Here is a 14,655-nt window from a genome sequence, read left to right as displayed (position 1 = left end):
ATATAAATTAAGACTATAAATAATCTTAACGGTTAATGTTGTATGATGAAATTATTTAATATGATAATTGGGATCGTTGTTTGCGCAGTGATTGGAGGGGGACTAACTTACCTTGGTGTCCCACTTGCACTGATGTTTGGCCCAATTATCGCTGTTATCATTTTTCATCGCTTTGGCATTTCTTTTGCTATACCAAAACACACAATTTCTTTTGTTCAAGTGACATTAGGTACCTCGGTTGGTTTGATGTTTAACCAGGTTTCGCTCAATGAGGCTGATAATTTATTCTTGCTGTTATTGATGTTAGTTGTGTGCCTAGCTGTGCAATTTTCCTTTAGTTTTTTTTGGTTTTACCGCAAGGTTGGCTGGACAAAACAAGAAGCTATGTTGGGGTCTGTACCAGGGGCAATGGCTGCCATTTTGGCCTTAACTGACCATACTCACACACCACCACAGAAGATTGTTATTTCCCATACTATTCGCCTTATTATATTAATTTTATTAGCTGGGATTGTGGTTGGGAGCGATGGCGATCCGCAACCGATTATCGAGTTTCCTTCATTAACGCTGGCTGCAACAATGTGGTTATTGCTCATTGTTGTTGTTGGGGTGATTACAGGCTTGATATTGCAGCGTTTTAGAGTTCCTGCACCTTATATGCTCACATCATTAGCCGCAGCAACATTAATACAAAGTTGGGTTGATATTCCATTAAACTTCCCATTAATGCTGACTGAACTGAGTATGGTATTAATTGGGATGAATATCGGTAATCACTTTGTGGTTTTTCCGCTTTCATCATTAATTAAAAATATTTACTCCTCTGCGCAAGTTGTCGTCATCAATATTATTTTGACATTCTTGATTACGGTATTTGCAGCATGGTTAACGGGGTATGACATTTCGGTATTATTACTTGCTTGGGCGCCAGGTAGTATGGAAGCGATGACTTTTGCTGCAATTACAATGAATTTGGATGCAGGATTTGTCATGTCGAATCATATTATCCGCATGGTGATTATTCAAAGCATTCCATCTGTTGTTTTATTTTGGCAAGAACGTAGGGCTAAAAAAATGCAATAAATGTGCTTAGTAGGAGAAGAAAACATGCACTTAAATCCTTGCATGTTTTCTCGACTTAGAGCATGGGGTTATTTTACGTAGGCGAAAAGGCCAAGTGAATCCCGTGCGAGTGACTGGCATTTAAACTCTTGTGTGAGTGGTATTCCCTTCAAGTCGTTATAACTTTCTTTATTTAGCTGAGTCATTTTTTCAGAGTTGTAGTTGCTCAAATCCCATTTATTGCTTTTCGCAAAGTACACGATAGCGCGTTCAATTTCTCTATCGGGAATTTGTGAGTACCCACAGTCATATTTTAGGTAAATAAAAACAGCCGTCAGATCAGCCAGATCTTCAGCTTCGTTAGGGGCAAGAGCTCTGGCAGAATTGGTTATCCCTAACAGAGTCATTATGCATGACATCATTAATATAAATTTGCGCATTCTTTATTCTATCGGGTTTCTATGTCAAGTAACGTTAGCATAAGAATAGAATTGTTAGTCAACTATATTTTTCTTAAATGAATGTAATAAACCCATAATTATTGAGTGGGTTTATTGACCTTCCTGTAAGGGGAGGCTTTATCATTTGTTTTATTAAACCATGTTTTGCAGAGAAAGGGTAATTTCCCTCAACATACTCTGCCAGTGATTATTGATTTGATAATAAAAGGAAGGTTATCAATGTTACGTCGCGATTTTTTAAAATTAAGTGCTATCACATATGCTGCAAGTGCGCTGCCTATTTGGAGCCGCATCGCAGTAGCGGCTGAAAACTATCCCACATTGGCAATTCCCCCGTTACTAGAGCCTGATGCTCAAGGGAATATTCAATTGGCGATCAAGCAAGGAACATCCCAATTTGTCCCTGGTAAGAAAACGACTACATGGGGGTATAACGGTGATTTGCTCGGCCCAGCAATCAGCTTAAAAAATGGCCAAAGTGTTAATATTAATATTGTGAATCAGCTCCCTGAAGATACCACTGTTCACTGGCACGGCTTAGAAATTTCAGGTGAACAAGATGGCGGCCCTCAAGCTATAATCCAACCTGGTGCCAGTCGTAACGTAAATTTTACGGTAAATCAAAGCGAAGCGACTTGTTGGTTCCATCCTCACACTCATGGAAAAACCGGATACCAAGTGGCGATGGGGCTGGCAGGCCTTGTGCTAATTCAAGATGATGACACGGCAAAACATGGTTTGCCGAACGCTTGGGGAGTTGATGATATTCCCGTTATTTTACAGGATAAACGCTTAAAAGATGATGGGCAAATCGATTACCAACTAGATGTGATGAGCGCTGCGGTAGGTTGGTTTGGTGACTTAATGCTTACGAACGGGACAGTTTACCCGAAACACGTAGCACCAAAAGGTTGGATCCGCCTACGATTACTCAATGGCTGTAATGTCCGTAGCCTAAACATTTCAACGAGTGATGGTCGTAAAATGTATGTTATCGCCAGTGATGGCGGTTTACTCGCTGAGCCAGTTGGATTGACGGAATTACCGATTTTAATGGGGGAGCGTTTTGAGGTGCTAATTGATGCTTCAGATGGTCGTGCATTTGATTTAGTGACATTACCCGTAGGGCAAATGGGGATGACTATTGCACCATTTGACCAACCTCTACCTGTTTTACGTATCGAAACTACATTAACAAATGGTGAAGGTAAATTACCTTCAACTCTTGCTGCAATTTCTGCAATCCCTTCTTTAGCAGGATTAAATCGCCGCCGTTTCCACCTTATGATGGATATGCGTTTAGACATGCAAGGTATGATGATGCTGCGCGAAAAGTATGGTGCTCAAGCGATGGGGAACATGGGCGGTCATGGCGCGATGATGAGCAATATGGGGCATGGCGCGATGATGAACAATGGCACCATGAACCATGGTAATATGAGTCAAGGTAATATGGGTAGTGGAAATATGCGAGGTGGCATGGGGAATGGCGGGCATTGCGGCACAGGGACTGGTGATTTAGATATCCATAACGCGAATACCATTAACGGGCAAGTGTTCTCAATGACACACCCAGCATTTGATGCGCCAATGAACCGCCAAGAAATATGGGTCGTTTCAGGGCGTGGTGACATGATGTTGCATCCATTCCATGTACACGGAACTCGATTCCGTATCCTGAAAGAAAATGGCCAGGCTGTTGAGCCGCATCGCCAAGGCTGGAAAGATATTGTTAAAGTTGAAGGGCAGGTGAGCGAAATTTTAGTGGAATTTAAACACCCTGCGACGAAAGAGCATCCGTATATGGCACATTGCCATTTATTAGAACATGAAGACACAGGAATGATGCTTGGTTTTACAGTGAGTTAACCAAATACTTTAGTTTTAGGACGAAATGCAGCATTAAATGTTATTGCTGCATTTTCCTTTATTAGTATCTACGCTTCGCCTATGGTAAAATTACGCGCTTTCCATTCCCATAGATGCGTAATTGAAGATGAAACATACCCTTGAAGTCATGATCTCTGAAGAAGAGATTGCTCAACGAATCAGCGAATTAGCTGAAAAAATCAGTGCTCATTATCAACCACTTGAAGGCGATTTAGTCCTTGTTGGTTTATTAAAAGGGTCATTCATTTTTATGGCAGATTTATGCCGTAAAATTAATGTTCCCCATGAAGTTGATTTTATGACTGTTTCAAGTTACGGCAATGCGATGACATCGAGCCGTGATGTTAAAATTGTCAAAGACTTGGACGAAGATATTCGTGATAAGCACGTTTTAATTGTTGAAGATATTATCGACTCTGGTAATACCTTAAATAAAGTTCGTGAGATTTTCGAATTACGCGGCCCTAAATCTGTCGCTATTTGCACATTGTTGGATAAACCATCACGCCGTGAAGTGGATGTTCCAGTTGAATGGATTGGTTACTCAATCGAAGATAAATTCGTTGTTGGTTATGGTATCGACTACGCACAACAGTACCGTCATTTGCCTTATATTGGCCATGTAACGTTACTCGAAGATTAATATTCTGGGCAATCCCATAAAAAAGGACAGCTAAGCTGTCCTTTTTGTTTTATGGCATACCAGTCATATTTTAGGGGGTATTAATGATGACATTGCTGCCCAAGATTTGCCCGTTAGTGTTTGATAGGCTAGGTGTTGTCACTGTAGTGACATTTCTTGAGTTAATTTTTCCATTATAGTTATTAATAGAATGCGTAGCTTTAGCGGTTAAGCCAAGGTCTGCATTCATTAAACCACTATAGTTGGAAATTGTATTTGCAGTTGCTTTCAGATTTCCTGCGCTTTTTATTTGAGCATAGTTGTTAATGATTTCATTACCCATTGTAATATTAATATCGGCTTCGCCAGAAGCAGGGAAGACAGCATTGGTTTGAATAATGCCAGAAGTATTATTCAATTGGGTACCTTGCATTTTGATACTGCCATTTTCAGCGATAATTCCACCATTTTGTTGTACTAAGCCAAGGTAGGTCGCATATCTGCTAAAGTTAGAGGAATTAGTATTAGAGACATACGTTGCATCCATCACAATATTATTATCAGCTTTAATCAACCCGTTTGTATTGTTTAGATACTCAGAGATAAAGTTAAGATTAAAACCTTTAATATAACCTGCAGTATTAACCAAATTATCGACACGGAATGTTGATTTACCATTTCCTGAGGCGATAACACCTGTGTTAGTTAATTTAGGCGTTGTAATATTTAACAGTTTATCGCTACTAATTACTGAGGTACTGTCATTTTGTATTGCATTTCGTGCGGTAATATCCATACGACCAGTTTCAGCCTTAAGAACGGAAGCGCTATTATTTAAATTGTCAGTATCAATGATAACACGACGATTAGCACTCACAGTACTAGACTTACCAATGCTTAAATTAGAACCCGTGTAGGTAAAGTCTCTGCCTGCGCTAACATTTGCTTTTTCAATAGTCGCTGATGCAGCATTTATATTAATATCGCCTGCAGCAATAACTGTATCTGCACCCCATTTACTGTAATATCCACTCCAATGAATGAAACTTTTTGCTAAATTAAAATCAATATTACCAGTGATTGATTTAACTAAGCTTCCACTACCGTAAAAGCTATCAAGGGAATTAATACTGACATTTTTGTAAGCGCTAATTAATGCACTAGGATGATTTACCATTTGGCCATTAGATGTTATATCAACATTGCCGGCACTAGATGTAATGGAATTTTTATTATTAAATACAATGTTGCTAGTCGATGTTATATTAATGTCACCGACAGATTGGATCACTGCGGTATTGTAAATAGAATCCGAATTAACGGTTAATCCCGTACTTCCTGCATTAATTAAACCATTGTTATTAAGTAAATAACCTGAACCGACTGAATTAATATTGATTTTATCAGCATTTAATTTCCCATTAGCTCCAATGGTCACCCCTTTACTAGAGATATTGGTATTAGTCAGTGTAGATAACTCATTACCATTTGCATCAAATAAGTTATTACCTGTAGCGATATTTAACTCTTTTGCATTAACATCACCACTAATAAGTACTGAGCGAGCAATAAAATCAATTGCATCAGCTGAGGATATTGCTTTATTTATAGTGACTTGTCCTTTAGTAACATTATAGCCAATTAAATTACCAGCAACGACTAATGGTGTACCGGTGACAAATGCCCCACGTTCTGCGTTAATAAAGCCACAACTATTACAGGTAATACCTGATGCATTAGCCACAATGACTTGAGCCGCATTACCTGCAACTTCCATCATACCATTAATGGTACTGATGCTATTACCGACAACTTCATTAAGAATAATTTGAGCTTCTTTTCCTGCTGTTATATTGTCATTACCATTAATATTGCCAGCTAACTGAGTTGTGGTTAATGAACTACTATTATTAAAGATGACTCCTTTATCTTTCACATTGAAGCTTTGATAAGTATTATGTGAAATACCTTTATCAGTAGGCTTTTTGATATGAATAATATTTAGACCATCAGGTCTATAAATGATACCAGTACCATCAACACTATAGGTTTCGTTTGAATCATAGGTTAAAACTGAAGGGGTATAAAGTTCAGTAACACCTAGTGACGATAGTTTTCCATAGTAATTATTAATGGAACCTGTCGATTTAATGATTAATTTATTGCCAGAGTTAATTTTACCCCAGTAATTATTGAGTGATTTAGTGTTGATAGCAATACTATTATCGCTGGTTAGTTCACCATAAGTATTATTAAAATCACCCGTTAAATTAAACTCCATACCACCCAAAGGTGCAGCTCTATCTTGGGCTGCGCTTTTGAATAACCCGTAGTTATTATATAGGTAATGACCTGTAACGGTAATGCCACCATTTAAGGTTTCAATACCACCCACTTTATTGATTAACCCAAATTTACTGGAAACTCGGCTAAAATTACTTGAATTATAATTATTTAGTTGATGAGTATTTAACGCCATATTGTTATATGAACGAATATATCCACCGTTATTGTTTAAATAGTTAGCATTGATATCAAGTGTTTTTGCATCAATAAAACCTTGGTCATTATAGATAAAATCAGACGTAATGCTTAGTTTATCGCCAGCAATGAAACCGCCTTTATTATCAATATCTTTAACATTAATGTTGGACTCGTAGGTTGGCGTTGGAACCGTATTTGGTACATTAGTTGGGGAAATGATTTTACCTGCATTAGTGAGCCTTGCAGATGTAATATTTAATCCACGACCACTACTGATGACTGAGTTTGCGTCATTAGTAATATAATTAGTGACATTTAAATCAGATTTAGCATTAGTGGCAGTAATCGATGATGATTTATTTGTTAGACTATTCGCATCAATGCTCATTCTACGTTTAGCCGTGATAACAGAGTTAGTATTTTCTATAGAGGATACAGTGTTTAAAATGACATCTCTGCCTGCATCAATTTTAGCATTTTCACTAATAATTCTATCTGCGGTAATATTAATATCTCTACCAGCAATAATTCTATCTTCAGGTCTGACACTTGAATATTCACGCCACTGATAAATTGTACCTCTAGCGTCAATATTGACATCACCTGTCTCGGCTTTGATTAAACCGCCACCATTTTGAATCTCATTGGTTTTAATATTAATATTATTTTTAGCTTGGATGCTCCCACCGTTACGGTTTAAAACAGTATTATTGGTGCGTAAATTAATATCACCTGAGGTTGAAATAAGTTTGCCTTTATCGTTATCAAAGGTTACATATCCAGAATTAGTTTCATTCGTCAGAATATTAAGATCATTTTTAGCACTGACTAACCCTTTGTTATGAAAAGTGTTTACGTTTAAGTCAATATCACCAGAAGACTCTATTTTGTTACTCTCATTAGAGAAAACCCATGCAGATTTAGCCGATAAGCCTTTATCACCCGCTGATATAATCCCCTTATTTTTTACACCGACTCCATTTTCAGTAGAGATTAAGGTGATTTTATCAGCGTACATACCACCTAACGCAGAAACATCAATACCCACAGAAGGTCTACTACCTGTAGCTGCAACAGTAGAGACAACATCACCGTTAGTATCGACAAAGTTATGTCCAGTGACGACTTTGAGCTCTTTTGCTTTCAGTTGACCGTTAATCACCGCTGAACGCGCGATAATTTCAGTAGGGGAATCAGAAGTTAAACCTTTATTAACGATAATTTGCCCTTTGGATACGTTATAGCCAAGCAATTCACCGTTAGTCACAATAGGTTTACCTGTTGTGAGTGTGGTACTTTCGGTATTAATAAATCCACAACTATTACAAGTAATTCCAGATGCGTTAGCAACAATCACTTGTGCTTTTTTACCTGCAACTTCAACCATACCGTTTAAGTTTGTTGCATTATTGGAGTTGACTTCGTTAATAATAACGGAGGCTTCACCACCTGATAAATTAAGGTTGCCGTTAATCATTCCACCCAATTGGGTATTAACATTATCCTTGCTATTATTTAGAATAACCCCTTTATTATCAACATCAAACTTACTGTATATATTGTGAGAAACACCTTTATCGCTGGCTTTATTAATATGGACGATCGTTGGACCATTACTGTTATTCATGACGCCGGCACCATTGGTATTAATTATTTCTGCTTGAGCGACAGAAGTAATACCTAAAATGGCGGAAACACATAAAACAATCGGTTTTAGCTTTAACGTGGGTGTATAGGACCCAATTTGAATAGGCTGACTCATAGAAATATCCCTAAATATGATTTGAGATTAATATTTGTAAAATAATGATATTTTATTATGACCAATAAATTATGAGTGAAAATAAAAATAAGTATATTTAAAAATACTTAATTGAGATTGTGTTTTTTTTATGAAACAAAATGTTGGGGATTTAATAAAAGCAGGTTAAAGTGTATATTTAATGATTAATTCTTTTATTATCAATTGATAATGTTTACTCTGCGGCGGGGTGGGTATGTGTTATTACTTATGCTTGTATACTTACTTATTTACTCTTAATTATTGTTAATGTTAAATTTTGTTTTATATTTTTATTTGTTTCTTTTATTTATATTTTTATTTATTTTTTATTACTCTGAATTAGGATGTTTGTAATTAAAAGCCCTCATAAGAGAGCTTTCAATTTGTAACTTTATTTATTTTTTTGTGTTAATGTTGCAATAGATTCCCTATAACAAAGTTCGAGTTTTTCTCTGCTATCTGCAGTAATATGCAAATCTTGTAAACGGCCATTATTAATACCGTAGACCCAACCGTGGATCATCACTTTTTGGCCACGCTTCCACGCTGATTGCATAATTGTAGAATGTCCTAAGTTATAAACTTGTTCAACAACATTTAATTCACATAAACGGTCTAAGCGTTCACAAGGTTTGAGTTCGCCTAACATTGAGCTATGCCTATACCATATGTCACGTATGTGAAGTAACCAGTTATTAATTAAACCAAGTTCGGTATTATCAACAGCCGCTTCAATACCACCACAGCCGTAATGGCCACAAATGATGATATGTTCAACTTGCAGAACATCGACAGCATATTGAATGACGGATAAGCAGTTAAGGTCGGTATGGATAACTAAGTTTGCAACATTACGGTGAACGAATAGATCACCAGGCGCTGCATTGATCAATTTTTCAGCAGGAACTCGACTGTCTGAACAGCCAATCCATAGGAATCTTGGCTTTTGTGCTTTTGATAATTCTTTAAAGAATTCAGGATCTTGTTCTTTTACAGAGGCTGACCATGCTTCATTATTAGCAAACAGCTCTTCGATTTTTCTCATCATGACTTATAGCCTAGTTGTGTTACTGTGCGATAAAATCTTATACAACATTTATTGATTAATTAATAATTAGTTATACTAATTACAACATTGGTATAATGAACCACTCATTTAGACAAGACAACCCTCAATTAGTAACATATTGAATTATCTTATATAAATCTATTATCTCTTTTCTGCATAACATAGAGCAGAAAAAAGTGGCATCATAAGAGTATATTGCCTCCAAACCGTCCTAAGAATAAAGGGTTTTTTTATATATGACGTATGCACTTGAGTTATCGCAGTTAACAAAAACCTATTCAGGTGGCGTTAAGGCTCTGCGAGGAATCGACTTATATGTTGAAGATGGTGACTTTTATGCTTTGCTTGGGCCTAATGGCGCAGGCAAATCAACAACTATCGGTATTATCAGCTCATTAGTAAATAAAACGAGCGGCTCAGTTAAAGTATTTGGCTATGACTTAGAAAAACAAGTTGTACTTGCGAAGCAGCAACTCGGGTTGGTCCCTCAAGAATTTAACTTCAACCCATTTGAGACCGTTTTGCAGATTGTCCTAAACCAAGCGGGTTATTATGGTGTCCCGCGTTCTGTTGCCATCCAACGTGCTGAACAATATTTGACGCAATTGGATTTGTGGGAGAAACGTGATGAACGCGCTCGTAATTTATCAGGCGGGATGAAACGCCGATTAATGATCGCTCGAGCGTTAATGCATCAACCAAAGTTATTAATTTTGGACGAACCTACTGCGGGTGTTGATATTGAATTACGCCGTTCTATGTGGTCTTTTTTAAAGAATTTGAATGCACAAGGCACAACAATTATTTTAACAACGCACTATTTAGAAGAAGCAGAAATGCTGTGTCGTAATATCGGTATCATTCAACACGGTGAACTTGTTGAAAATACCAGTATGAAACAGTTGTTGAGCAAATTAGAGTCAGAGACCTTTATTTTTGATTTAATGCCAAAAAGTCCTATACCACAATTATTAGGGTATGAATCTCGTTTGGTAGACACATCAACGATTGAAGTGGATGTAAAGAGAGAGCAGGGGCTAAATAGTGTCTTTAGTCAATTTAGCGAACAAGGTATCCAAATTTTAAGTATGCGTAATAAGGCAAATCGTTTGGAAGAATTATTTGTTAGTTTAGTCAAAAAAGAAAGTAATGCGACCGAAAAGGAGATAACAAGATGATCTCATTATACTGGGTTGCATTAAAAACTATTTGGATAAAAGAAGTCACTCGGTTTGGCCGTATTTGGATACAAACATTATTACCACCCGTGATCACCATGTCGCTGTATTTTGTGATTTTTGGTAATTTAATTGGTTCACGAATTGGTGATATGGGAGGGGTAGATTATATGCAATTTATCGTTCCTGGTCTGATTATGATGGCTGTTATTACCAATTCATATTCGAATGTTTGTTCATCATTTTTTGGTTCAAAATTCCAAAAAAATATTGAAGAATTACTTGTTGCGCCTGTTCCAACGCATATTATTATCGCTGGTTTTGTTGGTGGTGGTGTTGCGAGAGGAATTTTAGTTGGTTTCCTCGTCACATTGGTTTCTTTGTTTTTTATTCCACTACAGGTGCATTCATGGATTATGGTCGTGGTGACACTATTGCTCACAGCGATTGTGTTTTCACTTGCTGGGCTATTAAATGCGATTTTTGCAAAAACATTTGATGATATTAGTATTGTACCAACGTTTGTACTAACACCCTTAACTTACTTGGGTGGGGTATTTTATTCCTTATCGTTATTGCCGCCATTCTGGCAAGCCGTGTCAAAGTTAAACCCCATCGTTTATATGATTAGCGGGTTTAGGTATGGTTTTCTTGGTATTGCAGATGTGTCAATTGCAATTACACTTGGAGTACTAATGATTTTCTTAGTCGTTTTCTATTTACTGACCTGGTATTTAATTGAGCAGGGTAGAGGGCTTAGAAGCTAAGAATGGACGATTGAATTCTGTATGAAAAAGCTGCTTTTGCTATGCAATATAGCAAAAGCAGCTTTTTATATTTAAATAACATAATTATCAGTTAGTTAAATATGTAAGTTACGGGCTAAGCCACTTGTACAGGGACTGCTTTTGCAATTCGGCTCATCACATTATTTTCATCAAAGTAAGCGACGTTTGGCTTGTGAGTGCGAGCATCTTCATCACTCATATTCACATATGAACAGATGATCAGCTTATCACCCACCGCAGCACGACGAGCAGCAGCGCCATTAACGGAAATGATACGCGAGCCTCTTTCCCCCGAAATAGCATAAGTTGAAAAGCGTTCACCATTATCAACGTTATAAATATCAATGGCTTCGTATTCAAGGATACCCGCAGCGTCCATAAAGTCTTGGTCGATAGCACAAGAACCCTCGTAGTGGAGGTCAGCCTGAGTGACAGTGACTCGGTGGAGTTTGCCTTGTAACATTTTTCTTAACATTTTTTTCTTCTTCGTCCTTCAAACTGCAGCGTTGTTGGCTACGTGCATTCGCCCTAGTCACATACTTATGTATGTTCCCAGGAACTCACTTACTTGCCGCCTAGCTGCAATCTGAATGACTTTGAAGAAATCATTGTGCCTTCAAACTGCAGCGTTGTTGGCTACGTGCATTCGCCCTAGTCACATACTTATGTATGTTCCCAGGAACTCACTTACTTGCCGCCTAGCTGCAATCTGAATGACTTTGAAGAAATTCATTGTGCCTTCAAACTGCAGCGTTGTTGGCTACGTGCATTCGCCCTAGTCACATACTTATGTATGTTCCCAGGAACTCACTTACTTGCCGCCTAGCTGCAATCTGAATGACTTTGAAGAAATCATTGTGCCTTCAAACTGCAGCGTTGTTGGCTACGTGCATTCGCCCTAGTCACATACTTATGTATGTTCCCAGGAACTCATTTACTTGCCGCCTAGCTGCAATCTGAATGACTTTGAAGAAATCATTGTGCCTTCAAACTGCAGCGTTGTTGGTTACGTCCAATGTAAAGTCGTAACTGGATTATCAACGCAGCAAGATGGTTGCTGTGAAAGTATTATAAGTCTTATTGTTTTATTTAATATCGCGTTTCAGGTCAACTTGTAAATTGTCAATTAAACGGGTTTGACCTAACCATGCAGCCATTAAAATTACAGCACGTTTGCTTGTATCACTAAGTGGCAATAATGTTTCTGCATCACGAATAAACAGTTCGTCAGGGGTAAAACCTGCTTCACGTAAGCTGTTATTCATGTCGGCAATAATATCGTCAGATGAACTTGGCTCAATTACTAATTTTTCTCCCGCTTGTTGCATAATTTGATACAGCATAGGTGCGGTTTTTAGCTCATCGGCAGATAAATTGTTATTACGAGAGCTCAGTGCTAGACCATTTTTGGCTCTCACTGTTGGGACACTGATAATTTGGGTATCAAAAGATAAGTCATTAACTAATTTACGAATTAATTGCAGTTGTTGATAGTCTTTTTCACCAAATAAGGCAATTTCAGGCTGAACGAGGTTAAACAGCTTTGTGATAACCGTAGCTACGCCCTTAAAATGCCCAGGGCGGCTTGCACCTTCTAACATCGTTGATAACTCAGGCACTTCAACAAAAGTCTGTTTTTCCATACCGTCAGGGTAGAATTCTTGCGAAGAGGGTGCAAAAATTAAATTTACGCCCTTACGTTTGAGTTTTTCACAGTCTTCTTGCAGTGTGCGAGGGTAATTTGCGAGGTCTGATTGTCTATCAAATTGCATTGGGTTAACAAAAATACTCGCAATAACAATATCAGCTTGCTGTTTGGCTTGGTCAATCAGCGTTAAGTGACCATCATGCAAATTTCCCATCGTTGGGACAAGTGCGATGCGTTTGCCTTCTTGTTTCCAACGGCGAATTTCGCGGCGAAGTATCAGTGCCGTTTCAACGATAAGCATACAAGTCGTCCTTATATATGAGTCAATTAAGAAAATGAATGAGCTTCAGCTGGGTAAATGCCTGCTTCCACTTCTTGAATATACAAGCGGATGGCATCATGCATGTTGCCTGCCTGCGCAAGGAAATTTTTCGCAAATTTCGGTGGGCGAGCGGTAATCCCTAACGCATCATGCATCACCAAAATTTGCCCATCCGTTCCATTTCCTGCGCCAATACCAATAACGGGTAATAACAATTCTTCTGTGACGTGGTTAGCTAATGACGTTGGCACACATTCAAGCACTAACAGCTGTATCCCTGCATTTTCGAGGGCAATTGCATCTTTTACTAGCTGATTAGCTGTCACTTCGTCACGACCTTGTACTTTGTACCCACCCAGTACATTCACCGCTTGTGGTGTTAACCCTAAATGGCCACAAACAGGCACAGAACGTTCAGTTAGCATTTTGACCGTATCACATAACCAGCTACCACCTTCGATTTTAACCATGTTTGCTCCCGCCTGCATAAGAATAGCGGCATTAGCACAGGCTTGCTCTGGGGTAGCGTAGCTCATAAATGGCATGTCTGCGATGATAAAGGCGTCTGGTGCACCTTTGCGGACGCAGCGGGTATGGTAGGCAATTTGTTCGACAGTAACGGGTAATGTGCTGGTTTCACCTTGAATAGTCATACCTAACGAGTCACCTACCAGCATCACTTGGATCCCTTGCTCATAAAATAATTGAGCAAAGCTTGCATCGTAGGCGGTCATGGTAGCAAATTTGCGTTTGTCTTTTTTAAACTGACATAAATCAGCCAGAGAAATTGGTTTCATTATAATAACCTCCGGAAATGATCTCCCAACGACCACACCTCAGAAGAGGTTGATTATTTTAGGCGTTAATATCCCAAAATGTTAGGCCGTTACGCGGGACGTGTGTGAGTCTTTCAGACAGCAATTCACCATCTGGAAAAACAAGAGTAGGGGCAAGTTCGCTGAGTGGATACAACATAAATTCTCGCTCCTTCAGCCCATAGTGTGGAACCGTTAATCGTGGTGTATTAATAACACGGTTACCAAAAAGCATGATATCGAGATCGAGGGTTCTCGGCCCCCAGCGTTCGTCTTTGCGCACACGACCAAGGTCAAGCTCGATTTGTTGGGTATAGTTGAGTAGTGCTTCTGGCTCAAGCGTTGTTTCAAGACATACAGCCAGATTTAAAAAATCTGGCTGATTTTGCGGGCCTAACGGCTTCGTGCGGTAAATAGATGATGTTGCAGTAACATGGCTATTAGGAATAGCGTCTAATGCTGCAATAGCTTGTTGTGCCTGTTTAAGAGGCTCACCAAGGTTACTTCCTACAGCAATATAGACTTGTTCCATA

The 14,655-nt window shown here is 38.5% G+C and carries 12 protein-coding genes; 5 read left to right on the top strand and 7 right to left on the bottom strand.

Features of this window, described 5'->3' with window-relative positions:
* Positions 1–42 precede the first annotated feature (42 nt).
* A complete protein-coding gene (locus M1F05_RS15885) occupies positions 43–1,083 on the top strand; it encodes an AbrB family transcriptional regulator (RefSeq protein ID WP_206082967.1) in 1,041 nt (346 codons plus the stop codon).
* A gap of 68 nt (positions 1,084–1,151) precedes the next feature.
* Here the strand turns inward: M1F05_RS15885 and M1F05_RS15880 are convergent, their stop codons facing one another.
* On the bottom strand, positions 1,152–1,502 hold the full coding sequence (locus M1F05_RS15880; RefSeq protein ID WP_206082966.1) for a YacC family pilotin-like protein: 351 nt from the start codon (positions 1,500–1,502) through the stop codon (positions 1,152–1,154).
* Positions 1,503–1,742: 240 nt separating this feature from the next.
* Between M1F05_RS15880 and cueO the strand changes: the two genes are divergently transcribed.
* Both cueO and hpt read left to right on the top strand, forming a co-directional pair.
* Positions 1,743–3,392 carry a multicopper oxidase CueO gene (gene cueO / locus M1F05_RS15875; RefSeq protein WP_318825891.1) on the top strand — a complete coding sequence of 550 codons (1,650 nt, stop codon included), beginning with the start codon at positions 1,743–1,745 and terminating at the stop codon, positions 3,390–3,392.
* Between the two features lie 127 nt (positions 3,393–3,519).
* Positions 3,520–4,056, top strand: coding sequence for a hypoxanthine phosphoribosyltransferase (gene hpt, locus M1F05_RS15870; RefSeq protein ID WP_206082964.1), 537 nt, complete (start codon positions 3,520–3,522; stop codon positions 4,054–4,056).
* A 70-nt stretch (positions 4,057–4,126) separates the two neighbouring features.
* Here hpt and M1F05_RS15865 read toward each other — a convergent pair whose 3' ends face one another.
* Positions 4,127–8,281: a filamentous hemagglutinin N-terminal domain-containing protein gene (locus tag M1F05_RS15865; RefSeq protein ID WP_272516295.1), complete on the bottom strand. Its 4,155-nt coding sequence runs from the start codon at positions 8,279–8,281 to the stop codon at positions 4,127–4,129.
* A gap of 412 nt (positions 8,282–8,693) precedes the next feature.
* The gene (gene can / locus M1F05_RS15860) at positions 8,694–9,350 is read right to left on the bottom strand and encodes a carbonate dehydratase (protein WP_206082962.1); all 657 of its coding nucleotides are present in this window, start codon (positions 9,348–9,350) and stop codon (positions 8,694–8,696) included.
* A gap of 257 nt (positions 9,351–9,607) precedes the next feature.
* Here can and M1F05_RS15855 point away from each other — a divergent pair, with 257 nt between their 5' ends.
* Positions 9,608–10,549, top strand: a complete 942-nt coding sequence (locus tag M1F05_RS15855) for an ABC transporter ATP-binding protein (protein ID WP_206082961.1) — start codon at positions 9,608–9,610, stop codon at positions 10,547–10,549.
* Positions 10,546–11,316 carry an ABC transporter permease gene (locus M1F05_RS15850; RefSeq protein ID WP_206082960.1) on the top strand — a complete coding sequence of 257 codons (771 nt, stop codon included), beginning with the start codon at positions 10,546–10,548 and terminating at the stop codon, positions 11,314–11,316. Before M1F05_RS15855 ends, M1F05_RS15850 begins: the two co-directional genes overlap by 4 nt.
* A 115-nt stretch (positions 11,317–11,431) precedes the next feature.
* Here M1F05_RS15850 and panD read toward each other — a convergent pair whose 3' ends face one another.
* The 4 genes from panD to folK form a co-directional block, all read right to left on the bottom strand.
* Positions 11,432–11,812 carry an aspartate 1-decarboxylase gene (gene panD, locus M1F05_RS15845; protein ID WP_206082959.1) on the bottom strand — a complete coding sequence of 127 codons (381 nt, stop codon included), beginning with the start codon at positions 11,810–11,812 and terminating at the stop codon, positions 11,432–11,434.
* Between the two features lie 610 nt (positions 11,813–12,422).
* Entirely contained in the window at positions 12,423–13,286 is an 864-nt protein-coding gene (gene panC, locus M1F05_RS15840) for a pantoate--beta-alanine ligase (RefSeq protein WP_206082958.1), read from the bottom strand.
* 26 nt (positions 13,287–13,312) lie between these two features.
* A complete protein-coding gene (panB, locus tag M1F05_RS15835) occupies positions 13,313–14,104 on the bottom strand; it encodes a 3-methyl-2-oxobutanoate hydroxymethyltransferase (protein ID WP_206082957.1) in 792 nt (263 codons plus the stop codon).
* Between the two features lie 58 nt (positions 14,105–14,162).
* Positions 14,163–14,654 carry a 2-amino-4-hydroxy-6-hydroxymethyldihydropteridine diphosphokinase gene (gene folK, locus M1F05_RS15830; RefSeq protein WP_206082956.1) on the bottom strand — a complete coding sequence of 164 codons (492 nt, stop codon included), beginning with the start codon at positions 14,652–14,654 and terminating at the stop codon, positions 14,163–14,165.
* Position 14,655 lies beyond the last annotated feature (1 nt).

It is taken from the genome of Providencia sp. PROV252 (genome assembly GCF_033676005.1).
GTDB classification, from domain to species: Bacteria; Pseudomonadota; Gammaproteobacteria; order Enterobacterales; family Enterobacteriaceae; genus Providencia; species Providencia vermicola.
This window is presented reverse-complemented; position numbering and strand designations above follow the sequence as displayed.